This is a genomic window from Aeromonas mytilicola subsp. aquatica, from assembly GCF_044336385.1.
Taxonomy (GTDB): domain Bacteria; phylum Pseudomonadota; class Gammaproteobacteria; order Enterobacterales; family Aeromonadaceae; genus Aeromonas; species Aeromonas rivipollensis.
Genome location: NZ_CP172298.1, coordinates 1,589,273 through 1,614,776, shown reverse-complemented (window position 1 = coordinate 1,614,776; position 25,504 = coordinate 1,589,273). Strand labels below are relative to the sequence as shown.

Genomic DNA, 25,504 nt, shown 5'->3' with positions numbered 1-25,504 from the left:
GAACGGCTCATTACAGAGAGCTGTATTTTTCGCGCAACCGCTGACGAATGAACTCGGCCAGGGTGTTGAACATAAAGGTGAATACAAACAGGACGAAGGCCGCGAGGAAGAGCACCCGGTAGTGGGAGCTGCCCACTTCCGACTCCGGCATTTCCACCGCTATGTTCGCCGCCAGGGTACGCAGCCCCTGGAACATGGAGAAGTCCATGATGGGGGTGTTGCCGGTGGCCATCAGCACTATCATGGTCTCGCCCACGGCGCGGCCCAGGCCCATCATCACCGCCGAGAAGATGCCCGGACTCGCGGTCAGGATCACCACACGGCTCAGGGTCTGCCAGGGGGTCGCACCGAGCGCCAGTGACCCCTGGGTCAGATGCTTGGGCACCGAGAAGACCGCATCTTCGGCGATGGAGAAGATGGTGGGTATGACGGCGAAGCCCATGGCGATACCGACCACCAGGGAGTTGCGCTGGTCAAACTTGATGCCCATCTCGTGGGTCAGCCAGATGCGCGAATCACCGTGCATGAAGGCATTCTCGATGAGCGGGCTCAAGGCGAAGGCGCCCCAGCCAATCAGCAGCAGCACAGGAATGAGCAGGATGGCGTGCCAGCCTTCCGGCAACCAGGACTTGCCGCGCTCCGGCAGGTAGTTCCACACCAGGGCGGTGAGCAACATGCCCATGGGCAGCAACAGCAGCAGCAGGATCACCCCGGGCAGCGCACCCTCGATGATGGGCGCCAGCCACAGACCCGCCAGGAAGCCGAGGATGACTGTCGGCAGCGCCGCCATGATCTCCACCGTCGGCTTGACGTATTTGCGCAGCCCCGCCGACATGAAGTAGGCGGTGTAGATGGCACCGGCCACGCCGAGCGGTACCGCAAACAGCATGGCGTAGAAGGAGGCCTTGAGGGTCCCGAATACCAGGGGCACCAGGCTCAGCTTGGCTTCGAAGTCGTTGCTGGCAGAGGTGGACTGCCACACATACATGGGCTCGGGATAACCTTCGTACCACACCTCCTGCCACAGGGCCGACCAGGTCACCTCGGGGTGATCGTTCTCCACCTCAAAGACCTTGAAGTCATTCCCCTGCTGGGTCAGCAGCAGGTTGTGGCGGGGAGAGATGGCCAGGGCCGCCAGGGCGCCGCCTTCTATGGTCTCGCCGAGCAGCTTGGCCTCGCCGGTGGCGTGGAAGAAGTTGATGGTCCCGTCTTTGGCGGCGCTGATGAAGCCCTTGCGGAAGTGCTCCGGGGTCAGCAGCGCGACCGGGCCGTCGCCCTTGAAGTCACGAATCTGGGTGAACTGGCGCTTGCCATCCTTCGCCACCTCGAACCACTGGGAGATGACGCCATTGTCATTGCCCACCAGCAGGGAGGAGGCGCCGGAGAGCAGGGCAACCTGGGTCACGTCGGCGTTGGGGGCATTGATCTCCATGACGTCGCGCAGGGAGATGTCGCTCAGGTTGTGGATGTCATAGACCGACAGGCGATTGCCTTCACGCACGAACAGGATGCGCAGGTTGGGGGTCAGCAGCATCTGATCCACGTGACGAGGCAAGGAAGGAATGGCGTAGTTCTGGCTGCTCCACTCGACTTCCCCGGAGAGGAAGTTCTCCTCACCGCTCATCACCGTCATCACGCCGCGGCCATCCTCGGTCACAGCGGCGGTGGCCATCTTGTCCTTGGTCGCCTCGAACACCATGCGGGTCAGCGCCTTGCCTTGGGGATCTATCACCACAGGCTCTTCGCCGAAGGGATATTGCAGGCTGGGCTCGATGACGCGCACGTCGTTCGGGTAAGAGACCTTGAAAGAGGGCTGCACCACAGTGGCCTTGCCGTCGGCAAAGCCATAGGCGATGAGCTTCTGGCCCGGCGCCGGCACGGCGACGGCGGTGACGTCACCGGCGACACTGGCCTGGCCCAGCACCTGGCCCACCTTGACGCCGCCATCCGCCTTGACGGCGAAGAAGCTGACCTGACCCTGGTCGTTGAAGCGATACCCTATCTCGTTCTGCTCCTCGACCCCGAGCCAGGCGGTCTTGCCCTGCGTCGGCAGGGTAAAGGAGGAGGTTGCCTCCACGCTGGCGCCATTGAAGATGGGTTTCACCACATAGAGCAGGTAGAAGAAGATAAGCAGCAGGGCCACCAGTACCAGGGCTCCCCCTGTGGTGACGCCGTATTTGGCCAATTTATCCTTGATCCGGCGTTTTCTACTGCCCGCCATGACCAGGTTTAACGATTCCGATGACATGCAAGACCTCAATGTGAGCTAGGCTTGGCGGCATTATATGGCGGTTGCATGACAGTTTTGTTACATCAGGAGCCTCTGTGAAGAGGTTATTTCAGGGGGGATACAGGCAGGAGGATGAGGGCAAGCAGCAGTGCCAACCCTCTGTTTTATATGAGGATGTGTGAAAAAAATTCAGAGCGGGGGCAAGATGATGCCCCCCGTCCGCCTCAGAGGGCGGGGCCACCACTTTGTTTCAGCGCCTCTCTGGCCGCCTTCTTCTCGGCGCGCCGCCGCTTGAAGAAGTCCGACAGCTGGGCCGAGCAGGCCTCTGCCAGCACGCCCCCCGTCAACGCCACCCTGTGGTTGTGGCGCGGGTCCTGCAAAATGTCGAACACCGAGCCCGCCGCCCCCGTCTTGAGATCGCGGGCCCCGTAGACCACCCGCTTCACCCGGCTGTGGATGAGGGCGCCGGCACACATGCAGCAGGGCTCCAGCGTCACATAAAGGGTGGTATCGAGCAGCCGGTAGTTCTGCTGCGTGATGCCGGCGGCGCGGATCGCCATGATCTCCGCATGGGCGCAGGCGTCATGGGCGCTGATGGAGCGGTTCCACCCCTCGCCGACCACCTCGTCCCCCAGCACCAGCACGGCACCGACCGGGATTTCGCCTATCCCTTCCGCCCTGGCCGCCAAGGCCATGGCATGACGCATCCAGCGCTCGTCCTGGGTGATCTGCATCTCGGCTGCGTTCTTCTGTGCTGGCTCCACGGCCGTTCCTCTCATTTATCTGTATTCATCATCAAAGACGGCCCTGTCCGCTCGGCCCGGATACAGGGCATCGGCACCGGGCGAGGTGGGCGGCGATTATGCCAAAACTCCCGCCAAGGCCCAAGTTGCATCTTGGTTGAGCAATAAAGAAGCAATCGGCATCTCCCTGATAAAAAAGGAGTTGCACCCTTAGGATCATCCTATTAGACTCCTTTCCCGTCAGCCGAGCTGACTCCGTCGGTGTGTAGCGCAGCCAGGTAGCGCATCTGCATGGGGTGTAGAGGGTCGGAGGTTCGAATCCTCTCACACCGACCATTTTCCCCGAGAAATAGCCCAGTCAAACGACTGGGCTATTTTTTTGCCTGTTTTCTGCCCGTTCCCTGCACGCCCTCTTCTTATCTCTCCCCTGTATCTTGCACAGAGGCCATGCCGGCATAAATTTTATACAGAACCACTTGAAGCTTTCATAAAGTCCCGCTAGGATACGCAACTTTTCCGCCGGCCATCAGACAGGGAGGTGGCGTCAGGGTGAGGGAATCACCAACCGGCTTGCAATCCATTGAGGCAAGCACCCATGAACCAAGCAGTCGACACACAGCCCGATCAGCCCCTTCTCTCCTCACCCCATTCCGATCCCGAATCCACCGACACCGGCCTCGGCGGCACTGTGCATCTGGACGTGATCGATCTCGCCGCGCCGGATGATGACTACTGAGGCGGATCTGGCCCAGTCCCTCTCCAACCCTGCGGACGAAAGGCCGGTTTTGCTGTCCGGCACCCCGTCCCGACCCGGCTAAAAAGCCGTCAACGAAAATAACCATAAAATGCTGATAAACATCCAGGGATTGGTGTTATTCACTACTCCGCTCCCCGTCATCTCCCTCCCCCCTGCTCCTGCCCCTTGATACAAACCTACGTTATTGCTCGTCATTTCCACCACACGCTCTGCGCTGCCCCCGCTTCGCAAGATTTGACCATTTGGTTTTAAACAGCAGTTCACCTGTCAATGGCTTCACACGCCAGATGCCGACTGTGTTGGCAGCAGGCATTTCATACAGCTGTTTTCGCAAAGCCTGGAGTAAGGTCGGGATTTGTTTTTGCATTGGTAATTTTATTACGTAATTAATTACATTTTTGATGTGCCGCACCTGGCTCTTTCATCCCCCCTGACGGCCTTGCCAGCCGAGAGCATAACCATCTGCGTAGAGCTTTTATGCTAATCACATAAACACTTTAAAAACATCAACTTAAATACCAACCAAAAACACCTGTTTTAAAAATCAAGTTGACGAACCAAGCATTATTTTGCACCTTATGAGTCGTGTTACCCCGCTGTTACGGGGAGTTTAAGAGAAACGGATATAGACGTTAGTCGTAGTTAGTAAGTTCAAAATGTAACTTTCAAAGGAGTGAAACCTATGTCGGCACCGGCCCAGACCATCAGCAGCACCCGTCTGCGCATCCAAGGCGAGATGCTTCCCGATTACGCGCAGATCCTGACGCCGGATGCGGTGGCCCTGGTGTCCGAACTGGTGGAACGCTTCGCTCCTCAGCGCAATGAACTGCTGAAACAACGGGTGGCTCGCCAGGCCCGCATCGATGGCGGCGAGTTGCCGGACTTCCTGCCCGAAACCGCCCACATCCGCGAAGGCAGCTGGACAGTGCGTGGCATCCCCGCCGATCTGCAAGACCGCCGTGTGGAGATCACCGGACCGGTCGAGCGCAAGATGGTCATCAACGCCCTCAACGCCAACGTAAAAGTCTTTATGGCGGACTTCGAGGATTCACTGGCCCCCGCCTGGAACAAGGTGATCGAGGGTCAGATCAACCTGCGCGATGCGGTCAACGGCACCGTCTCTTACACCAGTCCGGAAGGCAAGGCTTACACCCTCAATCCCGATCCCGCAGTGCTTATCTGCCGGGTACGCGGTCTGCACCTGCCGGAAAAACACGTCACCTTCGATGGCGACGCCATCCCTGGCGGCCTGTTCGACTTCGCTCTCTACTTCCTGCACAACCACAAGGCGCTGCTGGCCAAGGGCTCGGGCCCTTACTTCTACCTGCCCAAGCTGCAGAGCAATCTGGAAGGGCGCTGGTGGAGCGAGGTGTTCGCCTGGACCGAAGACAAGTTCGGCCTGCCCCGCGGCACCATCAAGGCCACGGTCCTCATCGAGACCCTGCCTGCGGTGTTCGAGATGGACGAACTGCTCTATCAGATGAAGGATCACATAGTCGCCCTCAACTGCGGCCGCTGGGACTACATCTTCAGCTACATCAAGACCTTGAAGAACCACCCCGATCGCGTTCTGCCGGACCGCCAGGTGGTGACCATGGACAAACCTTTCTTGAGTGCCTACTCACGGCTGCTGATCAAGACCTGCCACAAGCGCGGCGCCCTGGCGATGGGCGGCATGGCCGCCTTCATTCCGGCCAAGGATCCGGCAGTGAACGCCGAGGTCTTTGCCAAGGTGAAAGCGGACAAGGAGCGTGAAGCCAACAACGGCCACGACGGCACCTGGGTCGCCCACCCCGGCCTCGCCGATACCGCCATGGGGGTGTTCAACGCCGCCATCCCGGCTGGCGCCAAGAACCAGATAGGCGTACTGCGCGAGCAGGATGCCCCCATCACCGCCGCCGAGCTGCTGGCCCCCTGCGAGGGCGAACGCACCGAGGCGGGCATGCGCACCAATATCCGGGTCGCCCTGCAATATCTGGAGGCCTGGATCAACGGCAACGGCTGCGTGCCCATCTACGGCCTGATGGAAGATGCGGCCACCGCCGAGATCTCCCGCACCTCCATCTGGCAGTGGATCCGCCACGGCAAGAGCCTGTCGAACGGCCAGGTGGTGACCAAGGCGCTGTTCCGCCAGATGCTGGCCGAGGAGCAGCAGGTGGTCAAACGCGAGCTGGGCGAGACCCGCTGGCAGTCAGGCCGCTTTGCCGAGGCGAGCGAGCTGATGGAGCAGATCACCTGCGCCGACACCCTGATCGATTTTCTGACGCTGCCCGGTTACGAGCGGCTCTGAATCCGGGCCCCGAGAGGGACTCGTCCATAACAAATCAATGGAAACGTGAAATCAATGAAAGAGGGAACTGATATGGCACTGACCCGTGAGCAACAGATCCAGGCTATCGAGAAAGACTGGGCAGAAAACCCCCGCTGGAAAGGGATCAAACGCGGCTACAGCGCCGAAGACGTGGTGAACCTGCGTGGCAGCCTGCAGCCGGCACACACCCTGGCCCAGCGCGGCGCCGACAAGCTGTGGGAGCTGATCCACGGCGGTGCCAAGAAGGGTTATGTCAACTGCCTCGGCGCCCTGACCGGCGGCCAGGCGGTGCAGCAGGCCAAGGCGGGCATAGAGGCCATCTACCTCTCCGGCTGGCAGGTGGCGGCGGACAACAACTTGTCCTCCACCATGTACCCGGATCAGTCTCTCTACCCGGCCAACTCTGTCCCGTCCGTGGTGGAGCGCATCAACAACTCCTTCGCCCGTGCCGACCAGATCCAGTGGGCCAACAAGGTGGGCCCGCAGGATGCCGGTTTCATCGACTACTTCCTGCCGATAGTGGCGGATGCCGAAGCCGGTTTCGGCGGCGTGCTGAACGCCTTCGAACTGATGAAGGGGATGATTGAAGCGGGCGCCGCCGGCGTGCACTTCGAAGATCAGCTGGCCTCGGTCAAGAAGTGCGGCCACATGGGTGGCAAGGTGCTGGTGCCGAGCCAGGAAGCGGTGCAAAAACTGATCGCCGCCCGTCTGGCAGCCGACGTCTGTGGCACCACCACCCTGGTGATCGCCCGTACCGACGCCAACGCCGCCGACCTGCTGACCACGGACGCCGATCCCTACGATGCCGGCTTCCTGACCGGGGAGCGTACCGCCGAGGGCTTCTACAAGGTGCAGGCCGGTATCGAACAGGCCATCTCCCGCGGCCTGGCCTACGCCCCTTACGCCGACATGGTGTGGTGTGAAACCGCCAAGCCGGACCTGGACGAGGCACGTCAGTTTGCCGAAGCCATCAAGGCCCAGTACCCGGACAAGATCCTGGCCTACAACTGCTCCCCGAGCTTCAACTGGAAGAAGAACCTGGACGATGCCACAATCGCCCGCTTCCAGCAGGAGCTGTCCGACATGGGCTACAAGTACCAGTTCATCACCCTCGCGGGCATCCACAACATGTGGTTCCACATGTACGAGCTGGCCTACCAGTACGCCCGTGGCGAAGGGATGAAGCACTACGTCGAGATGGTACAGCAGCCGGAATTTGCCGCCGCCGAGCGTGGCTACACCTTCGTGGCACACCAGCAGGAAGTCGGTACCGGTTACTTCGACAAGGTGACCACCGTCATTCAGGGTGGCCAATCCTCGGTGACCGCTTTAACGGGTTCCACCGAAGAAGATCAGTTCCACTGATAGGCAGAGCCCCCATGAGATAGCAAAACCCCGGCCTGAGGCCGGGGTTTCTTTTTGCTCGCCACTCAAGGATGTGGCGCAGACAGGCAATCCCCATTGGCTCAGAGTTCGAGGATCTCTTTGACAAAGGGGATGGTGAGCTTGCGCTTGGCGCGAAAGGAGGCGTTGTCGAGCTGATTGAGGGTGGTGAGCAGGGTGCGCATGTCGCGGGACAAGCGGTTGAGCAGGAAGCGGCCCACGTCTATGGGCAGTTTGAAGCCCCGCAGCTCGGCACGCAGCTGCAGGGCACTGAGCTTGCCTTCGTCATCGAGCTCGTCGAGATGGAAACTCACTCCCCAGTCGAGGCGGGAGGCGAGATCCGGCAGTTGCAGCCCCAGCTTGCGCGGCGCGCTGCAGCCGGTGACCACCAGGGTCCCCTCCCCCTTCTCCCGCCAGCGATTGTAAAAATCGAACAGGGCCCGCTCCCAGAGCCCATTGCCGGCGATGGCTTCCAGGCTGTCAAGACAGACCAGGGGCAGGCTTTCGAGGGCGTCGAGCATGCTGGGATCCAGCTGTTCGAACTGATCCAGGGAGAGATAGGCGGCGGCAGCGTCGCGGGCATTGACCTCGGCGCAGGTGGCGTGCAGCAGGTGGGAGCGTCCGGAGCCTTTGGCTCCCCAGAAATAGAGGAAAGGAGCGCCCTGACCGATGGCCGCATTCTTGAGGGCGGTGATCAGATGGGCGTTGTTGCCGGGATAGAAACTGACGAAGGTTTCATCATCCGGTAATTGTACGGCTAAAGACAGTTGGGCCGGTTGCTTCACTCGTTGGGCTTTGACTGTGATATTTGCGGGCAAGTGTATCACCAGAGCGGCAGATAGAGAACCGCCCGGGTCATGCCGGGCGGTCTGGAACTTCCCCTAGGATCAGGGCTGCGACCATTGGTAACGCAGACCGCTCTCATTGTCTTCGATCTGGTGCAGGCGACTCTCCAGTTGCAGGCCCCTTACCAGCTCGGCCTTGTCCCCTTGAAGCGACAGGTTGAAGGTGACCTTGTCCCCCTCCAGCTTGCCGATCGCCACCTTGGTGACGCTGGCCATGCCCTGCAACATCTTCTGTATCTGGATCATGCCGTCGATGCCGGACAACCCTTCCACCACCAGAGTCTGGCTGGAGACGACCCCCGACAGGCGAGTGCCGTACTGCTGCACCAGCCAGCCCGCCAGCGCATCGGCCATGCCCTGCGCCACCTCGGCCTGGGTGCCTGAGCCGGCCCCCTTGGTCAGCTCGGTCAGTTCTGCGCCGCCCGAAGCTCCCGGCTTGGCGCCATAGAGCCCCCAGTCGATGCTCCACTTCTCCCCTTCCGGCGTCAGCTTGCCCAGCACCACCATCTCGGCGCCATAGCGCTCGCTAGCCTTGAGGATGGGGTCGGCAAAACGGCCCCAGACATCGGTGGCGCTGACCGCCATGTTGTCATCGAGGTCCATCAGCGGGATGCTGACCGGCAACCCCATGGCCTGGGCCTGACCGCGCAGGGCGGCGGACCAGCCGTCGCTGGACTGATCCGGCAGAATGCGGCGCTCCCCTTCATCTATTACCAGCCAGATCGCCATTTGCGGGCGGACGGGCCCGAGCAGGGGGAACTTGCTCTGGCCTACCAGGGCATTGACCTTGGCCACGTTGAAATCGGCCTTGAGAAACTTGACCGGCCCCACATCCTGATAGCCGTAGTGCTGCACATAGTCACCGGGCGCCGCCAGCGCCTTGGCCACCTCGGGCTGGGTGAGGATGTCGCGCCTGCCTGTCACCTTGACGAGTACCTCCCCCAGTGCCTGGGACTGGGCGGCCGTCATGTCGCCGCTGGTAGGCGCCTTGCCCTGATAGAGGTCGGTCACCTGGGCAGCCGACACCATGAGTGGCAGACAGCAGAGGAGAGTCGCTAAGCGTTTCAGCATAAAGAAGATTCTCGAAATGGGGGATGCTGCTTATGGTAGCGGCAAGGCGCGTATGGCAGCAAGCCGGAGGGCGGGATAAACGACGAAGCCGGCAAGGTGCCGGCTCCGTTTGCGCTCAGAGAGAGCGGCTATGGCGTCAGGGGTTACTTGGTGCCGAAGATCTTGTCACCGGCATCCCCCAGACCCGGGACTATGTAGCCCTTCTCGTTCAGCCCCTGGTCGATGGAGGCGCAGAACAGCTCCACGTCGGGGTGAGCGGCTTCCAGCGCCTTGATCCCTTCCGGGGCGGCAACCAGCACCAGCACCTTGATGGACTGGCAGCCCTTCTTCTTCAGCAGGTCGATGGTGGCTATCATGGAGCCGCCGGTGGCCAGCATGGGGTCGATGACCAGGGCCAGACGCTCTTCGATGTTGCTGACGATCTTCTCGAAATAGGGAACCGGCTGCAGGGTCTCTTCATCGCGGTAGATGCCGACCACGCTGACACGGGCACTCGGCATGTGCTCGAGCACGCCATCCATCATGCCAAGACCGGCGCGCAGTATGGGCACGACTGTGACCTTCTTGCCCTTGATCTGGTCAACTTCCACTGGCCCGTTCCAACCATCGATGGTAACTTTCTCGGTTTCGAAGTCAGAGGTCGCTTCGTAGGTCAACAGACTGCCCACTTCCTTGGCCAGTTCACGGAAACGCTTGGTGCTGATGTCGCCTTCGCGCATCAGGCCGATCTTGTGCTTGACCAGGGGGTGTTTGACTTCAACGACTTTCATTATTATCTCCTCGAACCGGCGCCAAAAAATCGCGGAATCATACAACAAAAGCCGCGGCTTGTAGAGCTTTTCCACGTAAAAACGCGCAAACGATTTTCTTTCTGCTTTTACCCGCCCGCTGGTAGAATACGCCCCGAATTTTACCCTCCACTTCTCTATATGACGGGGAATACGCGTGACTGACAAAACCTCACTGAGCTACAAGGATGCTGGCGTAGATATCGATGCCGGCAATGCACTGGTTGAACGTATCAAGGGCGTGTCAAAGCGCACTCGTCGTCCTGAAGTCCTTGGTGGTCTTGGCGGCTTTGGGGCCCTGTGTCAAATCCCTGCTGGCTACAAGGAGCCGGTCCTGGTCTCCGGTACCGACGGTGTGGGCACCAAGCTGCGTCTGGCCATCGACCTGAAGAAGCACGACACTGTGGGCATCGATCTGGTGGCCATGTGCGTCAATGACCTCATCGTGCAAGGCGCCGAACCCCTGTTCTTCCTCGACTACTATGCCACCGGCAAGCTGGATGTGGACACCGCCGCCGCCGTGGTCACCGGCATAGGTGCAGGCTGTGAGCAGTCCGGTTGCGCACTGGTGGGCGGCGAGACCGCCGAGATGCCAGGCATGTATGAAGGGGAAGACTACGACATCGCCGGTTTCTGCGTCGGTGTGGTGGAGAAGAGCGACATCATCGACGGCAGCAAGGTCGGCGAAGGGGATGCCCTGATCGCCCTGGCCGCGAGCGGCCCCCACTCCAACGGTTTCTCCCTGGTGCGCAAGATCCTGGAGGTCTCCCAGGCCGACGTGCATCAGCCGCTGGGTGAGACCACCCTGGCCAACGCTCTGCTGGAGCCGACCCGCATCTATGTGAAGCCGGTGCTCAAGCTCATCAAGGAGTGCGAGATCCACGCCCTGTCCCACATCACCGGCGGTGGCTTCTGGGAGAACATCCCCCGCGTGCTGCCCGCCAATACCCAGGCGGTGATCGACGAGCAGAGCTGGCAGTGGCCGGCGGTGTTCAGCTGGCTGCAACAGGCCGGCAACGTCACCCGCCACGAGATGTACCGCACCTTCAACTGCGGCGTCGGCATGGTAGTCGCCCTGCCGGCGGATCAGCTGGACAAGGCGCTGGCCCTGCTCAAGGCCGAAGGCGAGAACGCCTGGCACATAGGCCATATCGCCAAGGCTGCCGATGGCGAAGAACAAGTCATCATAAAATGACCTCCCCTATGAAACGGATCCTGGTGCTGATCTCCGGCAACGGCAGCAACCTGCAGACCCTTCTCGACCACTGCGCCAGCGGCAAGATTGCCGGTGATGTGGTCGGCGTCATCAGCAACAGGGCCGATGCCTATGGGCTGGTACGCGCCAGGGAAGCCGGGGTGGCCACCGCCATCCTGGCCCAGCAGCAGTTTGCCAGCCGGGCCGAGTATGACGCCGCCCTGCTGGCGCTGATGGCGGACTATCAGCCGGATCTGGTGGTACTGGCCGGCTTTATGCGGATCCTGAGTGCCGATCTGGTGCGTCACTTCGCGGGAAGGATGATCAATATCCACCCCTCGTTGCTGCCGAAATACCAGGGGCTGCACACCCACCAGCGCGCCATCGAGGCCGGTGACAGTGAACACGGCGCCAGCGTCCACTTCGTCACCGAAGAGCTGGACGGCGGCCCGGTGATCCTGCAGGCTCGCGTCCCCATCTTCGAAGGTGACAGTGCCGACGAGGTGGCGGCCCGGGTCCAGGCCCAGGAGCACAGCATCTACCCCCTGGTGGTGCAGTGGTTCTGCGAGGGACGCCTCAAGATGCAGGAGGGCGCCGCCCTCTTGGATGGCGCCGAACTCGGCCCCGCGGGCTATGCCAGCGAGTAATCGCTACTCGCTGCATGCAAAATGTAACAAGGGAGGCTTAGGCCTCCCTTGTCATTTCTACATATCAACGCCATGACTGCAGTCATGTCCGATGACGCCGCCACGCGGCCAATCGAACTTACACCGGATTGTCGATATCGATAAAGGTCACATCCAGGCCATGTACTGTGGCAAGCCACTCCCCCAGCGCCTTGACGCCGTAGCGCTCGGTGGCGTGGTGACCGGCGGCGTAGAAGTGCATCCCCATCTCGCGGGCGGTGTGTATGGTCTGCTCCGAGGCTTCCCCCGAGATGAAGGCATCTATGCCCTGCTCGGCCGCCTGATTGATGTAGCTCTGGCCACCGCCGGTGCACCAGGCCACCGAGCTGATGAGCTCGGGGCCGCTGTCGCCGCAGTGGAGTGGCTCGCGGCCGAGGCGCTCGGCAATCAGCCTGGCGAAGTCGCTGCCGCTCATGGGGGTTTCCAGCTTGCCCACCATGGCCACGCTCTTGCTGTTCCAGGGCTCCAGGCCGCGGCGCACCTTGATGCCGAGCAGCCTGGCGAGCTGGGCGTTGTTGCCCACCTCGGGGTGCACGTCCAGCGGCAGGTGGTAGGCGAAGAGGTTGATGTCGTGGGTCAGCAGGGTCTTGAGACGGCGCTGCTTCATGCCGGTGATCTGGGGCGGTTCCCCGCTCCAGAAGTAGCCGTGATGGACCAGGATGGCATCGGCATCCAGGGCCACGGCCGCATCGATCAGGGCCTGGCTGGCGGTGACGCCGGTGACCACCCGGCGGATGCGCTCGCGCCCCTCCACCTGCAGCCCGTTGGGACAGTAGTCCTTGATGGCGTGAGGCTCGAGCAGGTGATTGAGCACGGTTTCCAGTTTGCGATGAGAGATCATAGGAGTCCCTTGTAAAGGCGCTGCTCCCCCTTGTCTGCGATCAGGCTCTTGTCTGCAGTGACAACGGGGCCCAGGCTCATGATGCCGAGGGCCCCATGATAATCGAGCCGGGCCGGCAAGGCCATGACACCGGCAACAGGGGCTAGGCGGGCAGCTCTATGCCAGCGTCACGCATCTGAGCCAGCTTGTAGCGCAGGGTGCGCGGGCTGATGCCAAGCTTGTCGGCTACCTCCTTGCGGCTGCCGTTGCACTCCTGCAAGGTGTCCAGGATGATCTGGTGCTCCTGCTGCTTGAGCTCGCCCCCCAGCCCCTCCCCCGACAGACGCTCGAGAGGGCGCACCAGCTCCTCGTCCGTCTCCTCCAGGATCAGATGCTCGCAACCAATGAGCCCCTCGGGGCAGAGGATCAGGGCCCGCTGCACCACGTTGTCCAGCTCGCGCACGTTGCCGGGCCAGGGGTGGGCCAGCAGGCGCTCGCGCGCTTCATCGGCCAGCTGCGGCGTCGGCAGCCCCTGCTGACTGGCATGGAGCGCCAGCAGGTGCTCCGCCAGCGGCAGTATGTCGCCGGGCCGCTCCCAGAGGGAGGTCCAGCGCAGGGGAAAGACGTTGAGACGGTAGTAGAGATCCTCGCGAAACAGGCCATCCTGCACCGCCTTCTTGAGATCCCGGTTGCTGGTGGCGATGACCCGCACATCCAGCGGGATCATCTTGCGGCTGCCGAGCCGCTCGACCTCTTTCTCCTGCAGCACCCGCAGCAGCTTGGCCTGCAGCCCCAGATCCATCTCGGTGATCTCGTCGAGCAGCAGGGTGCCGCCCTGGGCCTGCTCGAACTTGCCCGGGCACCCCTGCACGGCGCCGGTGAAGGCCCCCTTCTCGTAGCCGAACAGGGTCGCCTCCAGCATGTTTTCCGGGATGGCAGCGCAGTTGATGGCGACGAAGGCCTGCTCGGCGCGGCTGGAGTGGTCGTGGATGTAGCGGGCCAGCACCTCTTTGCCCGTCCCGCTCGGGCCTGTCACCATGACGGTGGCCTCGCTTCTGGCCACCCGGGTCGCCAGCTGGAACAGCTCGGCGGTCTTGGGATCCCCGTACACCACGGCACGCTTCTCCACCTTCTGGGCCGGCACATAGCGGCTGACCTGGTTGAGCAGCACCTCGGGGGAGAAGGGCTTGGCCAGATAGTCGATGGCCCCTTCCCGCATGGCGCGCACGGCCCCGTCGATGTTGGCGTAGGCGGTCATCAGGAGTACAGGCACCTGGGGATATTGCTGGCGGATGTTGGCCAGCAGGGTGAGGCCGTCCATGCCTCCCATCTGAATGTCCGAGATCACCATGTCAAAGCGCTGGCGGGAGAGCGCCAGCAGGGCCCGCTCGCCGCTGTCCACCTCGCGGCACTCGTAACCGCCGAGCAGCAGGGTATCCACCAGCGCCTCGCGCAGACCGTTGTCGTCTTCCACCACCAGAATGCGGGCCTGGGTCATGCCACACCTCCAACCACCGGCCCGCAGGCCTTGCACCACAGGGACAAGATGGGATTCATGCTACACCTCCAAGCTGCACCGCTTGCTGATGCAGGGGGAACGACAGGGTAAAACAGGTCCCTTCTCCGGGGACCGAGGCCACGCTGACCTCCCCCTGATGGGCACGCACCACGGATTGCACCACGGCAAGTCCGAGGCCTGTGCCCTGGGAGCGGGTGGTGAAGAAGGGTTCGAAGATCTGGCTGAGCAACTGGGCAGGCATCCCCTTGCCATTGTCGAGGATGCGCATCTCCACCCGGTTGCCGCTGCGCACCGCGCTCACCAAGAGCGAATCGGCCCCGGCCTGTCTGGCGTTGGCGATCAGGTTGTTGATGGCACCGGCCAGGGCGCTGCTGTTGGCGAGCAGGCAGAGGTCGGGCTCAGGCGCCTCCATGTGCAGCGCGCAGCCCTGCTGCTGGCAGAAGGCCTCGGCACCGGCCTGCACCTCAGCCAGCAGCCCCTGTACCGAGACCGGGGCCACCACCTGGTTGTCGCCGTTGCGGGCAAACAGCAGTATGTCGTTGATCTGCTTCTCGAGATCCTGCAGCCGGGCCATCAATTTTTGCTGGAACTGGGTGCGGGATTCCGGTTTCAGGGTGCGATTCGCGAGGTTTGCCGCATAGAGCATGGCGGCGGAGAGGGGGGTGCGGATCTGGTGTGCCAGGGAGGCCGCCATGTTGCCAAGGGCCGACAACCGTTTCATGTGGTTGACCCTGTCCTGCAACTGGCGCGTCTCGGTGAGATCCGTGATGAACACCAGCTGGCCGGGCTGATCCGGCAGTGGCTGGGTGGAGAGTTGCACCCGGCGCCCATCCCGCAGAGAGATCTCGTGACCATCGTCTTCCCTGGGCTGGAAACAGCGGGCGATGATCTGGCGCCAGGCCTGTCCCTCCAGCGGCTCCCCCAGCAGGGTCAGGGCGGCCGGGTTGGCGCGGGTGATCCGCCCCTCCCCATCGAGCAGCAGCACGCCGGTCGGCAGTGCCGTGAAGATGGCATAAAGCTGACTCACTTCGTGTGACTGGAGCGGATTGTCCTGCTGCGAGATTGTCATAAAGCTGACCTCAAACTGGCGATTGGGTCAGCTTATTCAATTTCCATGCCAGTAAATTACTAGTTATATATCAATACCTTGACTATAGCCGTCAAAGCATTGACCTCAGTTGTCCTTGCTCATGCCGTATTTTTTCATCTTCTCAACCAGGGTGGTGCGGCGCATGCTCAGCAGGTCGGCGGCGCGGGCCACCACCCCGTCCTGGGACTCCAGGGCCTGACGGATCAGCTCCACCTCGAGATCCGCCAGCATCTCCTTGAGATTGAGCCCCTCCTGGGGCAACTGCATGGGCAGCGGCGCGGCCAGGCCGGGATCCAGCACGGGAGGTGTCTGGAACACGGCGGCCAGGGCATCCCGCTCGTCCATCTCGGTGAGCCGTTCGTCCCTGGGCTCGCTTGGCAGCAGACGGTAGCGACCTGGCAAGTCCGCCACGTCGATGATCTGGTTCGGGTAGAGGATCAGCAACCGCTCGATGAGGTTCGACAGCTCCCGCACGTTGCCAGGCCAGGGGTACTGCATCAGGGATTCCATGGCCCGTTGGGTCAGGCGGATGATCCCCCTGTGCTGCTCCGCATGGCGGTTGAGCAGCTCCTGCAGCAGCAAGGGGATGTCGTCGCAGCGCTCGCGCAGGGGCGGCGTCTCTATGGGGAAGACGTTGAGGCGATAGTAGAGATCCTCACGGAAACCCTGGGTGCGGATCATCGCCTCCAGATCCCTGTGGGTCGCCGCTATGATGCGCACATCGGCCTGGATGGGCTTGCCGCCCCCGACCCTGTCGAACAGTCGCTCCTGCAGCACCCGCAGCAGCTTGACCTGCATCGGCAGCGGCATGTCGCCGATCTCGTCGAGGAACAGGGTACCCCCCTGGGCCAGCTCGAAGCGGCCGCGACGGGCGGCGATGGCGCCGGTGAAGGCCCCCTTCTCGTGGCCAAACAGCTCGCTCTCCAGGAGCTCCGCCGGAATGGCACCGCAGTTGATGGGCACGAAGGGGCCGGCGCTACGGGCAGAGAGCTCGTGGATGGCGCGGGCCACCACCTCCTTGCCGGTCCCGGATTCCCCCAGGATCAGCACGTTGGCGTCTGTCTGTGCCACCTGGCCTATGAGGCGGCGCACCTCCTGGATCCCCCGCCCCTTGCCCACCAGCAGTCGCAACAGGGTCTGGCCCTTGTCGTGCACCTGCTGGCGGGGATGGAGGGAGATGAAGGCCTGACAGAAGTGCAGATGGCGCGTCAGGGACTCATAGGTATAGGGCTCGTCGCTGCCGCCGATGAAGTTGCTGTTGGGGTGATCCGCCTGCATCAGGGAGAGGAAGGGGATGCGGGGGAAGGCGGCCAGCAGCTCGCCGAGGGTGCGCTCCAGCAGCTTGCCCGTCAGTATCCCTTGCAGCGGGCCGGAGGATTCGATGGCCACATCGAGATCGGCTTCCACCACCTCCTGCCAGGGGATCCCCATGAAGGAGAGCACGGTTCCCAGTTGCTGACGCCGCTGTTCATCGGCATCAACGATCAACACCCCCATAGCCATCATAATTTATCTTCCTTACACACCTGACGCCAAGTTATTGTTTTTTAAGTGCTTATGATATTGAGCTATGCACTGTGTTGCAGAGGGCACAAAGTGCCAAAATTCTGGCGGTTTGTCAAAACTTGTCGCGATCAGCGCGGTCCGACCGGGATGGGGATCACACTCAGACAGCCTCTGTCGGCCAGACGCCCTGGGACGGGGTGGAAAACGGTGCAGGAGGTGCAAGGCGCCGGCCGCAGCCGGCGCCAGAGAGGGGCTCAGTGCCTGGCCTGCTCCTGGGGAGCGGCGTAACGGCACTCGGGGAAACGGCTGCAGGCCAGGAACAGGCGGCCGGCATGGGGACCCTTTTTCGCTTCCCTGGCCACCAGGGGCGCCGCGCAGCGGGGGCAATGAGGCACCGAGGCAGACGCTTCCTCCTCTTCCTCATCCAGGCCGATGAAGGGATTGTCCATCAGCACCGGCTCCTGCTCGTCAAGCTGGGGCGGCTCGGCCTGTGGCGCCCTGGGCATGCGCCCCCCGTGGTGGGATGCACTCAAGTCCACACCATCGAGCAGCAAGGGGTTGAAGGTCGGCTCGCGGCGCGCCCCCGGCAACAGATCCTCCACCGGAAGGCTCGTCTTGACCAGCAGGGGCAGCAACTGCTCGCGCAGCTCGTCGACCTGGTAGTGGCTGCTGGCCGGGATCTGCAGCAGCGGCAGGCCGGCACTGTCACAGGCGGACTTCAGCAAGAGATCCCGCACCTTGCGTTTCTGGTGGCGATGGGCGCTGTCATCGAGTTCGACGGCGCAGAGGAAGGAGAGATCCGTCGGGTGGCAGAGCAGATAGTCAAAGCGCTTGGCGCTGATCATGTCGAACGCCTGCTGCCACTTGCCCTTGCCCAGGCGCGCCTGGGGGGTCAGCACATCCGCCACCCTGACCTTGGCAAAGACCCGGGCCTGATCGCCGACCGCCAAGTCCAGCACCCCGAGGAAGGCGCGCTCCGCCGGACTGAACAGGGTCTCCTGCAGCTCATAGGGCTCGGCCTTGCCCCGCTTGCTCCTGCGCCAGAGGATCACCAGCAGGAGCAGCACCAACAACACGGATCCCGATACGACAAGGCTATTCATAAACACATACCCCGTTCACAAGACATATCCAGTTCATCAAACACGAAGGGGCAACACTCTACCACGGGGGAACCCCGGCAGGCAGAGCTGAAATCACCGCCGCTCCGGCATTCGCGTTTTTTCACTAAATTTGCGTGGGGCGGGCTTCATATGGCCTGTCGCAGCAGGCACAATGCTAGAGCCTATGGACGTTTCGGCGCACAGAGTCGCAGCCAGACGTCAACCGACCCCAGGCAGTCCCATTCAAGGAGAGCAGGATGCAAAAGCAATTGGTCGTCACCGTGATCGGCGCAGACAAGCCCGGCATAGTCGAGAGCCTGGCCGACACCATCACCCGGCAGCAGGGCAACTGGCTGGCCAGCTCCATGAGCGAACTGGCGGGGCAGTTTGCCGGCATCCTGCACGTCGCCGTGCCGGACGAACACTACCGCAGCCTGTGCGAGGCGCTGGTGATGCTGCCGGGTCTCACCGTGAGCTTCGCCGAAGGCCAGCTCAGCCCGGAGCCCGCCCATCAGCTGATGCTGAGCGTCACCGGCAACGACAGGCCCGGCATAGTCCACGAGGTGGCCAGCATATTGCGCCAGCTCAACATCAACGTCGCCGACCTCACCACGGGGTGCGAGCCAGCCCCCCACTCCGGGGCTCCGCTCTTCTATGCCCATGCCCTGGTGGCCCTGCCGCCCCAGCTCGAACTCGACGATCTGATCACGGCGCTGGAGTCCCTCTCCGACGATCTGGTGGTCGACATCGATCACGATCTGACCGAATAACGCGGGTTGTCATAAATTTGTCATGGTTTGACGCCATAACTTCCGCGCAGACGCAACCTGAGTACAGAGGCACCAGATGAGCACCGACAAGCAGTATGAAGAGAAAGAGCTTAGCTGGCTCTCATTCAATGAACGGGTGTTGCAAGAGGCAATGGACAAGACGGTCCCCCTCATCGAGCGGGTCCGTTTTCTGGGGATCTTCTCCTCCAACCAGGATGAGTTCTTCAAGGTACGGGTCTCGGACGTCAAGCGCCGCATCCTCATCAACGAGGTGCACGGTGGCGATGACGAGGCCAAGGTGTTGCTGCGCGCCATCCAGCAGAAGGTGATGGCGCTCGGCGAGGCGTTTGACAACACCTACAAGGAGTTGCTGATCGCCCTGGCCCGCCACAACATCTTCCTGGTCAACGAGAACCAGCTCTCCGAGTCGATCCAGCAGTGGCTGCGGGTCTTCTTCAGGGAGAAGGTGCTGCGCCACATCATCCCCATCCTCCTCAACAAAGAGGTCAACCCGGTCAAGTTCCTCAAAGACGAGCACACCTATCTCGCCATCGAGATGAAGAAGAACGGCCAGGTGATCCAGTACGCCCTGGTGGAGGTGCCGACCGACGATCTGCCCCGCTTCTTCCAGCTGCCGCCGGAGGGGACCCGCCGCAAGAAGCAGATCATCATCCTGGACAACGTCATCCGCTTCTGTCTCGACGAGATCTTCAAGGGCTTCTTCGACTACGACGAGATAGCGGCCTATGCGGTCAAGCTGACCCGGGATGCCGAATACGATCTCTCCGACCAGCTGGACCTCAGCCTGGTGGACAAGATGAGTGATGGCCTCAAGCAGCGCCTCACCGCCATGCCGGTGCGCTTCGTCTACGAGCGGGAGATGCCCGCCGCCATGATTAGCTTCCTGAAACTCAAGCTGCAGATCAGCTCCTACGACGCCATCATGCCGGGTGGGCGCTATCACAACTTCAAGGATTTCATCGGCTTCCCCAACGTGGGCCGGGACTATCTGGAAAACCCCAAGCTGCCGGCCCTCGATTGCCGCGATTTCGACGGTTTCGTCAACGCCTTCGACGCCATCACCAAGCAGGACATACTGCTCTACTACCCCTATCACAAGTTCCACCACTTCACCGAGCTGGTGCGCCAGGCGGCGTTCGATCCGGCGGTGAGCGCCATTCGCATCAATATCTATCGGGTCGCCAAGAAGTCACGGATCATCCACTCCCTCATCGACGCCGCCAACAACGGCAAGAAGGTAACAGTGGTGGTGGAGCTGCGCGCCCGCTTCGACGAGGCGGCCAACATCGACTGGGCCAACATACTGACCGATGCGGGGGTCAAGGTGGTGTTCGGGGTACCCAGCCTCAAGATCCACTCCAAGCTCTGCCTCATCACCCGGCACGAGCATGGGGAAGCGGTGCGCTACGCCCATATCGGCACCGGTAACTTCAACGAGAAGACCGCCAAGATCTACACCGACTTCTCCCTGCTGACCCGCCACCCGGACATCACAGCCGAGGTGGAGGGGGTGTTCGAATACATCGAGTACCCCTATAAACGCTACAAATTCAACCACCTGCTGGTCTCCCCCATCAACAGCCGCCGCCAGCTCTATCGTCTCATCGACAGCGAGCTGGCCAACGCCAAGGCGGGCCAGCCCAGCGGCATCACGCTCAAGATCAACAACCTGGTGGACAGAGACCTCATCAACCGCCTCTATGCGGCCGGCCAGGCGGGGGTGCCCATCCAGATGATCATCCGCGGCATGTGCGCCCTGCGTCCCGGGGTGCCTGGCCTCAGTGACAACATCAAGGTGATCAGCATCATCGACCGCTTCCTCGAGCACCCGCGGGTGATGGTGTTCCACAACAAGGGCAACCCCCAGCTCTATATCTCCAGCGCCGACTGGATGAGCCGCAATATCGACGGCCGGATCGAGGTGGGTACGCCCATTTATGATGAGCGGCTCAAGCAGCGCATCATGGATATTCTCGAGCTACAACTGAGCGATACCTGCAAGGCGCGGGTGATCGATGCCGACCAGAAGAACGAGTATGTGAAGCGGGGCAACCGCCGCAAGATCCGCTCTCAGGTGGCGATTTACGACTATCTCAAACGTATCGAGTCAAACAATGGACAATAGTCTGTACGCCGCTGTCGATCTGGGGTCGAACAGCTTCCACATGGTCATCGCCCGCCTCAACGAGGGGCGGATGCAGATAGTCGATCGCATCAAGGAGCGGGTTCGCCTCGCCGAAGGGATGGATGAACAGCGCCGCATGTCGGCGGAAGCCATGGCCCGGGGGCTCGACTGTCTCGCCCTGTTCGCCGAGCGGCTGACCAACATCAAGCCGGATCAGATCCGCATCGCCGGCACCTACACCCTGCGCCGCGCCAGCAACGCCCGCGACTTCGTGCGCGAGGCGGCCGAGGTTTTGAACCATCCCATCGAGATCATCAGCGGCCAGGAAGAGGCGCGCCTCATCTATCAGGGGGTCGCCCATACCCAGCACATCGAAGGCCAGGTGCTGGTGGTGGATATCGGCGGCGGCAGCACAGAACTCATCATAGGCGAGGGCTTCGAACACAAGGCCCTCACCAGCCGCAAGATGGGCTGCGTCAGCTTCACCCAGAGCTTCTTTGGCAACGGCAAGCTGAGCGAGAAAGCCTTCAACAGCGCAGTGCTGGAGGCACAGCATCAGCTCGCCCCCATCATCAACCAGTACCGCAAGCTAGGCTGGCAGAGCTGCCTCGGCAGCTCGGGCTCCATTCGCACAGTGCGCGACGTCTTGCAGGGGGAAGAGTGGACCGATGGCGCCATCACCCTGGCCGGACTGGAGCGGCTGAAAGAGGAGATGCTCAGGCACAAGCGGGTCGACCAGCTCAAACTCGCCGGCCTCACCGAGGAGCGCCAGGGGGTCTTTGCCGCCGCCGTGGCCATACTGCTCGGGCTCTTCACCTCATTGCCCATCGATCGGATGGAGTACTCCGACGGTGCCCTGCGCGAGGGGCTGCTCTATGAGTTCGAGGAGCGGCTGCAGCACCACGACATTCGCGAGCGCACCGCCCTGGCCCTCAGCTCCCACTACCACATCGACAAGCGCCAGGCCACCCGGGTGGAGCAGAGCGTGCTAGCCCTGTTTGATGCCCTGAGCGATCCCTGGGAGATGCCCATCGAGCCCTATCGCGCCATCCTCGGCTGGGCGGCGCGGCTGCACGAGATTGGCCTGGCCATCAACTACAGCGGCATCCATCGCCACTCCGCCTACATCCTGCAGAACACGGATCTGCCCGGTTTCAACCAGGACGATCAGGCCCTGCTGGCCGCCCTGGTGCGCTTCCAGCGCAAGGGGCTCAAGCTCTCCGAGCTGCCCGCCCTGCCCAACCACGACGAGCAGACGGTGCTGCGCTGCATCCGCATACTGCGCCTCGCGGTGGCCGCCCACCACAGGCGCCAGGACAACCTGCTGCCAGAGTGGCGAGTGCAGGCCGCCGGGGATCAGCTGGTGGTCACCCTGCCAACCGACTGGTGCGAGGAGAACCGCTTGCTGATCCAGAACCTGGAGAAGGAGCACCGCTATTGCCAGGAGCAGGGCTGGCCCCTGCTGTTCCAGCTTGGGTGATCGTTCACCTCAAACGAAAAAAGGCAGCCAATGGCTGCCTTTTCGCTTTCTGTCGTTGTCACTGCAGCTCGGGCAGCAGCCACTTGGCGATTTCGAAATAGATGATGAGGCCGGTGCCATCCACCAGGGTCGAGATGAAGGGGGCCGACACCACGGCCGGATCGATGCGCAGCCGACGCAGCACCATGGGGATGATGGAGGCGACCGTCGCGCTCCAGAGTACGATGGCGATGATGGTGAGGGTGACCACCATGCCGATCTCGGGGCCCACTCCCAGGCTCCAGGCCCGCACCCAGGCCGCGATGGCGATGGCCACCGAGATCAGCAGACCGGTGGAGAGCTCCTTCTTCAGCACTGTGCCGAGATTGCGCAGACTCACCTCCCCCACCGCCATGGCCCGCACTATGGTGGTGGTGATCTGGGTGCCGCTGTTGCCGCCGGTGCCGATGAGCAGCGGGATAAAGAAGGCCAGGGCGATAGCCGCCTCCAGTTGCTCCTCGAAGGCCCGCAGCACTGTGCCCGTGTAGGCCTCCGCCACGAACAGGATGAGCAGCCAGCCCACCCGCTTGCGCCAAAGCTGCCAGGGAGTGGCCTGCAGATAGGGGGTATCCAGGGGGGATGAGCCCCCCTGCAACTCCGCATCCTCGGTGGACTCGAGCTCCAGGATGTCGGCGGCGTCATCCACGTGGAAGACCCCCACCAGACGCCCCTGATCCTCCACCGGCAGGGTCGAGATGTCGCGATCGATCAGCAGACGGGCGGCCAGCTCCTGATCCGCCCGGGCGTTGATCCGCACCGCCTCCCGCTCCATCAGCTCGCTCACCGGCCGCAGGGGATCGGCGATCAGCAGGGATTTGAGGGAGACGCTGCCGAGCAGGCGCCGCTCGCCGTCGACCACATAGAGGTGCTGAAACAGCTGGGCCTTGTCCCAGGCGTCGTGGATCAGCCGCTTGGCGCTTTCCACCGTGGTCCCCTGGTCGACGGCCAGGTATTCGTGGCGCATGTTGGCACCGACCGACTCGCTCGGCCAGTCCAGCAGGGAGGCGTAGATGGCTTGCGCCTGGGTCGGGAAGCGGGCCAGCAGCCTGGTGCGATCCTGAGAGCCCAGCTTGCGCAAGATGGCCACCATATCGCGCCGGGGAATGGCCTCCTGCAGCACGCCCACTATGCTGCCATGCAGGCGCAGCAGCAGCTGGCCTGCGCTCTCCGCCGACAGGGAGGCGAGCAGGGCGGCCCCTCGCGGCGCAGGCAGGGTATCGAAGACGCAATTGAGCTCTTCCGGGCGCAGGGTCAGCAGTTGATCGGCACGCTGCACCGGGTCCAGGTTGTGGTCTAGCCAGCCCTGCAGGGCGGCGAGATCGAGCAGTTGATGACGGTTGAGCAGGGTGTGTGTTTTCTTCATCACAGATATCCTCATGTGATTTCAGGCAGGGCCTGAAGGCAACCGGCTCGCACCGGTCGCTGTCGACAAGAAAACAGCAATTTGATTGACGAGTAACAGGCAGGAAATGACGCCGTCCGGCGTGTTTTCATCCCCACGTACCAGCTTTAGCACTGCATAACGTATCCGGCACGCCGGAAGCCACTTGGGTTGACACCTTAATCCGATGAAAACTGTCCTGATCTTGGGCGTCTCTGGACGTCGTGAGATCAGTGGCCTGTGTTTATGCAGGAGCCTCGCCTAACGAGATGCTGCGAAAAATGCGCGCCACCTGGGTGGTGCGGGCGGCATCATCTGTCCGGGGCCTCCCCGAGTCAAGGCCATTGGGCTGCTGGCAACGGGTTGTTACAAATTGGAGGGGAAAGGGGCTGAAGGAGAGCTGACTCCCCCTGCCCGGGGGAGCCAGCCATCAGCGGATGTAATCGAACAGGGTCAGCTTGCTTATCTTGCCGAAGGCGAGCTGGGAGGCGCTCATGGCCGCGTCCTCCTTGGAGAGCGCCGCAATCACCTCGTACATGTCCGCCTCGGAGACCTTGGCCCGCGCCTGCTGGTTCAGGGTGCTGAGGCCATCGTTCGACCCCATCACCTGCTCCAGGCTGTTCATCCGGCCACCCAGCTCGCCGAGCCCTCTGTCTATCTTGGTCCTGGCGTTGTTCATGTGGGTGGTGGCATCCGCCACCGCCAGCTGGAAGCCGTCAGCCGAGAGGCTGGGGTCGCGCAGGGCGGTGAGGAAATCGGACATGCCGTTGAGCACGCTGTCGTTCTTCGGCTTGTCCAGCACGAAGGTCTGATCCGCGCCCCCTGCCGGCAGGTCCAGGGTCAGCTCCAGCCCGTTGAAGGTGATCTTGTTGCCCGCGCTGTAGTCCCCGTCCTGGATCAGACCACCGCCGCTGTCCCGGATCTCGTACCTGTCCGGCGGTCCCACCTGAGTGCTCACTGTGAACTGGTTGCTGGCAAGAGACGAATCGTAGTTGTTGCGATAGAAGCTCTCGAAGTTCCCCTGATCCCCCACCCCCACCTTGATGTTGGCGCTGGTACCACTGGCGGTGCGCCGGGTCGCCACCATCTCGAACAGATCGAAGCCGGAGTCATTGGCCGGGATCTGCACAGTGGAGGAGACCTGGATGCTGCGCTGCCCGGTGTCCCCCTGGAACACATAGTTGCCGCTCGCATCTTTCACGAAGGGCTGGGTCTTGCTCTGGTTGCCGCCGAAGATGAACTCCCCCTGGGAGTTCTTGCTGTTCATCAGATCGAACATCTGCTTTTGCAGCCCCTCCAGCTCGCTCGCGATGGCGTTGCGCTCCTCCGAGCCCATGGCCGAGCTGTTCGCCTTCTGGATCAGGGTCTGGGCACTTAGCATGGCGTTGTTGAGAGAGGTGAGCACAGTCTCCTCGTGGCCCAGGCTGTTCTCCAGCAGGCTGCCGTTGACGCCGTACTGCTTGAAGAGATCGATCTCCTTGGTCAGCGCCAGCTTCTGGCTCATGCCGGCGGGGTCCTCCCCCGCCCGGGAGAACTTGTCCCCCGAGATCAGCTGCTCATAGGCGGTATTCTGGCGCTCGCTGACCTTGCCCATGGAAGCAAGGTTGCGGTCATAGATCATGTTGGTGGTGATGCGCATGA

21 protein-coding genes, 1 tRNA gene and 1 riboswitch are annotated in these 25,504 nt (G+C 62.2%); of the genes, 9 read left to right on the top strand and 13 right to left on the bottom strand.

Translation table 11 applies throughout. The features are described 5' to 3' along the window. Nucleotides 1-10: 10 nt before the first annotated feature. Nucleotides 11-2,248, bottom strand: coding sequence for an ABC transporter permease subunit (locus ACFWHB_RS07515; protein ID WP_111910105.1), 2,238 nt, complete (start codon nucleotides 2,246-2,248; stop codon nucleotides 11-13). A gap of 206 nt (nucleotides 2,249-2,454) precedes the next feature. Then, nucleotides 2,455-2,964 carry a tRNA adenosine(34) deaminase TadA gene (gene tadA / locus ACFWHB_RS07510; protein ID WP_395950182.1) on the bottom strand — a complete coding sequence of 170 codons (510 nt, stop codon included), beginning with the start codon at nucleotides 2,962-2,964 and terminating at the stop codon, nucleotides 2,455-2,457. Nucleotides 2,965-3,232: 268 nt separating this feature from the next. On the opposite strand from tadA, the gene ACFWHB_RS07505 reads away from it, so the two are divergent. Together ACFWHB_RS07505 and ACFWHB_RS07500 are read left to right on the top strand one after the other, a co-directional pair. Beyond that, a tRNA-Pro gene (locus tag ACFWHB_RS07505) sits at nucleotides 3,233-3,309 on the top strand. A 259-nt stretch (nucleotides 3,310-3,568) separates the two neighbouring features. Further along, nucleotides 3,569-3,709 carry a hypothetical protein gene (locus ACFWHB_RS07500; RefSeq protein WP_163135121.1) on the top strand — a complete coding sequence of 47 codons (141 nt, stop codon included), beginning with the start codon at nucleotides 3,569-3,571 and terminating at the stop codon, nucleotides 3,707-3,709. 202 nt (nucleotides 3,710-3,911) lie between these two features. Here ACFWHB_RS07500 and ACFWHB_RS07495 read toward each other — a convergent pair whose 3' ends face one another. Continuing rightward, a complete protein-coding gene (locus ACFWHB_RS07495) occupies nucleotides 3,912-4,142 on the bottom strand; it encodes a hypothetical protein (protein ID WP_171273565.1) in 231 nt (76 codons plus the stop codon). A gap of 270 nt (nucleotides 4,143-4,412) precedes the next feature. On the opposite strand from ACFWHB_RS07495, the gene aceB reads away from it, so the two are divergent. Beyond that, nucleotides 4,413-6,020, top strand: a complete 1,608-nt coding sequence (gene aceB / locus ACFWHB_RS07490) for a malate synthase A (protein ID WP_395949821.1) — start codon at nucleotides 4,413-4,415, stop codon at nucleotides 6,018-6,020. Nucleotides 6,021-6,092: 72 nt separating this feature from the next. Beyond that, a complete protein-coding gene (aceA, locus tag ACFWHB_RS07485) occupies nucleotides 6,093-7,406 on the top strand; it encodes an isocitrate lyase (protein WP_111910109.1) in 1,314 nt (437 codons plus the stop codon). Between the two features lie 101 nt (nucleotides 7,407-7,507). Here aceA and hda read toward each other — a convergent pair whose 3' ends face one another. From hda to upp, 3 genes are all read right to left on the bottom strand, one after another. Beyond that, a complete protein-coding gene (gene hda, locus ACFWHB_RS07480; protein ID WP_162520047.1) occupies nucleotides 7,508-8,209 on the bottom strand; it encodes a DnaA inactivator Hda in 702 nt (233 codons plus the stop codon). Between the two features lie 102 nt (nucleotides 8,210-8,311). Further along, complete coding sequence (locus tag ACFWHB_RS07475; RefSeq protein WP_163149787.1) at nucleotides 8,312-9,340, bottom strand: DUF2066 domain-containing protein; 1,029 nt, start codon at nucleotides 9,338-9,340, stop codon at nucleotides 8,312-8,314. Between the two features lie 143 nt (nucleotides 9,341-9,483). Further along, nucleotides 9,484-10,110 carry a uracil phosphoribosyltransferase gene (upp, locus tag ACFWHB_RS07470; protein ID WP_005302745.1) on the bottom strand — a complete coding sequence of 209 codons (627 nt, stop codon included), beginning with the start codon at nucleotides 10,108-10,110 and terminating at the stop codon, nucleotides 9,484-9,486. 175 nt (nucleotides 10,111-10,285) lie between these two features. Between upp and purM the strand changes: the two genes are divergently transcribed. Both purM and purN read left to right on the top strand, forming a co-directional pair. After that, complete coding sequence (purM, locus tag ACFWHB_RS07465) at nucleotides 10,286-11,323, top strand: phosphoribosylformylglycinamidine cyclo-ligase (protein WP_303807856.1); 1,038 nt, start codon at nucleotides 10,286-10,288, stop codon at nucleotides 11,321-11,323. Nucleotides 11,324-11,331: 8 nt separating this feature from the next. Continuing rightward, nucleotides 11,332-11,970 carry a phosphoribosylglycinamide formyltransferase gene (gene purN, locus ACFWHB_RS07460; RefSeq protein WP_163153701.1) on the top strand — a complete coding sequence of 213 codons (639 nt, stop codon included), beginning with the start codon at nucleotides 11,332-11,334 and terminating at the stop codon, nucleotides 11,968-11,970. Nucleotides 11,971-12,088: 118 nt separating this feature from the next. On the opposite strand, the gene ACFWHB_RS07455 is transcribed toward purN, so the two are convergent. The 5 genes from ACFWHB_RS07455 to ACFWHB_RS07435 form a co-directional block, all read right to left on the bottom strand. Further along, nucleotides 12,089-12,850, bottom strand: coding sequence for a Nif3-like dinuclear metal center hexameric protein (locus ACFWHB_RS07455; protein ID WP_139744507.1), 762 nt, complete (start codon nucleotides 12,848-12,850; stop codon nucleotides 12,089-12,091). Between the two features lie 142 nt (nucleotides 12,851-12,992). Further along, complete coding sequence (locus tag ACFWHB_RS07450; protein WP_025327523.1) at nucleotides 12,993-14,327, bottom strand: sigma-54-dependent transcriptional regulator; 1,335 nt, start codon at nucleotides 14,325-14,327, stop codon at nucleotides 12,993-12,995. Between the two features lie 55 nt (nucleotides 14,328-14,382). Next, on the bottom strand, nucleotides 14,383-15,417 hold the full coding sequence (locus ACFWHB_RS07445) for a sensor histidine kinase (RefSeq protein WP_163135139.1): 1,035 nt from the start codon (nucleotides 15,415-15,417) through the stop codon (nucleotides 14,383-14,385). Between the two features lie 105 nt (nucleotides 15,418-15,522). Then, nucleotides 15,523-16,944 (bottom strand): sigma-54 dependent transcriptional regulator, encoded by a 1,422-nt coding sequence (locus tag ACFWHB_RS07440; protein WP_289984541.1) that lies wholly within the window; start codon nucleotides 16,942-16,944, stop codon nucleotides 15,523-15,525. A 254-nt stretch (nucleotides 16,945-17,198) separates the two neighbouring features. After that, nucleotides 17,199-18,047 (bottom strand): DUF2726 domain-containing protein, encoded by an 849-nt coding sequence (locus ACFWHB_RS07435; RefSeq protein WP_395949820.1) that lies wholly within the window; start codon nucleotides 18,045-18,047, stop codon nucleotides 17,199-17,201. A gap of 257 nt (nucleotides 18,048-18,304) precedes the next feature. Between ACFWHB_RS07435 and ACFWHB_RS07430 the strand changes: the two genes are divergently transcribed. From ACFWHB_RS07430 to ppx, 3 genes are all read left to right on the top strand, one after another. Next, nucleotides 18,305-18,817 (top strand): glycine cleavage system protein R, encoded by a 513-nt coding sequence (locus tag ACFWHB_RS07430; RefSeq protein WP_106886366.1) that lies wholly within the window; start codon nucleotides 18,305-18,307, stop codon nucleotides 18,815-18,817. 76 nt (nucleotides 18,818-18,893) lie between these two features. Beyond that, on the top strand, nucleotides 18,894-20,963 hold the full coding sequence (gene ppk1 / locus ACFWHB_RS07425) for a polyphosphate kinase 1 (protein ID WP_395949819.1): 2,070 nt from the start codon (nucleotides 18,894-18,896) through the stop codon (nucleotides 20,961-20,963). After that, nucleotides 20,953-22,443, top strand: a complete 1,491-nt coding sequence (gene ppx / locus ACFWHB_RS07420) for an exopolyphosphatase (RefSeq protein ID WP_106886364.1) — start codon at nucleotides 20,953-20,955, stop codon at nucleotides 22,441-22,443. The genes ppk1 and ppx overlap by 11 nt, the downstream gene beginning before the upstream one ends. Nucleotides 22,444-22,501: 58 nt before the next feature. On the opposite strand, the gene mgtE is transcribed toward ppx, so the two are convergent. Both mgtE and flgL read right to left on the bottom strand, forming a co-directional pair. Beyond that, nucleotides 22,502-23,845, bottom strand: a complete 1,344-nt coding sequence (gene mgtE / locus ACFWHB_RS07415) for a magnesium transporter (protein WP_106886363.1) — start codon at nucleotides 23,843-23,845, stop codon at nucleotides 22,502-22,504. 124 nt (nucleotides 23,846-23,969) lie between these two features. After that, nucleotides 23,970-24,139, bottom strand: a riboswitch (M-box (ykoK) riboswitch). 154 nt (nucleotides 24,140-24,293) lie between these two features. Then, nucleotides 24,294-25,502, bottom strand: coding sequence for a flagellar hook-associated protein FlgL (flgL, locus tag ACFWHB_RS07410; protein ID WP_395949818.1), 1,209 nt, complete (start codon nucleotides 25,500-25,502; stop codon nucleotides 24,294-24,296). Nucleotides 25,503-25,504: the final 2 nt, after the last annotated feature.

Bases quoted from the DNA above. Each gene is read 5' to 3' on its own strand.
- ACFWHB_RS07515 (WP_111910105.1), bottom strand. From the start codon at position 2,248: ATGTCATCGGAATCGTTAAACCTGGTCATGGCGGGCAGTAGAAAACGC.
- tadA (WP_395950182.1), bottom strand. From the start codon at position 2,964: ATGCAGATCACCCAGGACGAGCGCTGGATGCGTCATGCCATGGCCTTG.
- ACFWHB_RS07500 (WP_163135121.1), top strand. From the start codon at position 3,569: ATGAACCAAGCAGTCGACACACAGCCCGATCAGCCCCTTCTCTCCTCA.
- aceB (WP_395949821.1), top strand. From the start codon at position 4,413: ATGTCGGCACCGGCCCAGACCATCAGCAGCACCCGTCTGCGCATCCAA.
- aceA (WP_111910109.1), top strand. From the start codon at position 6,093: ATGGCACTGACCCGTGAGCAACAGATCCAGGCTATCGAGAAAGACTGG.
- ACFWHB_RS07475 (WP_163149787.1), bottom strand. From the start codon at position 9,340: ATGCTGAAACGCTTAGCGACTCTCCTCTGCTGTCTGCCACTCATGGTG.
- upp (WP_005302745.1), bottom strand. From the start codon at position 10,110: ATGAAAGTCGTTGAAGTCAAACACCCCCTGGTCAAGCACAAGATCGGC.
- purN (WP_163153701.1), top strand. From the start codon at position 11,332: ATGAAACGGATCCTGGTGCTGATCTCCGGCAACGGCAGCAACCTGCAG.
- ACFWHB_RS07455 (WP_139744507.1), bottom strand. From the start codon at position 12,850: ATGATCTCTCATCGCAAACTGGAAACCGTGCTCAATCACCTGCTCGAG.
- ACFWHB_RS07450 (WP_025327523.1), bottom strand. From the start codon at position 14,327: ATGACCCAGGCCCGCATTCTGGTGGTGGAAGACGACAACGGTCTGCGC.
- ACFWHB_RS07445 (WP_163135139.1), bottom strand. From the start codon at position 15,417: ATGACAATCTCGCAGCAGGACAATCCGCTCCAGTCACACGAAGTGAGT.
- ACFWHB_RS07440 (WP_289984541.1), bottom strand. From the start codon at position 16,944: ATGATGGCTATGGGGGTGTTGATCGTTGATGCCGATGAACAGCGGCGT.
- ACFWHB_RS07435 (WP_395949820.1), bottom strand. From the start codon at position 18,047: ATGAATAGCCTTGTCGTATCGGGATCCGTGTTGTTGGTGCTGCTCCTG.
- ACFWHB_RS07430 (WP_106886366.1), top strand. From the start codon at position 18,305: ATGCAAAAGCAATTGGTCGTCACCGTGATCGGCGCAGACAAGCCCGGC.
- ppk1 (WP_395949819.1), top strand. From the start codon at position 18,894: ATGAGCACCGACAAGCAGTATGAAGAGAAAGAGCTTAGCTGGCTCTCA.
- ppx (WP_106886364.1), top strand. From the start codon at position 20,953: ATGGACAATAGTCTGTACGCCGCTGTCGATCTGGGGTCGAACAGCTTC.
- mgtE (WP_106886363.1), bottom strand. From the start codon at position 23,845: ATGAAGAAAACACACACCCTGCTCAACCGTCATCAACTGCTCGATCTC.
- flgL (WP_395949818.1), bottom strand. From the start codon at position 25,502: ATGCGCATCACCACCAACATGATCTATGACCGCAACCTTGCTTCCATG.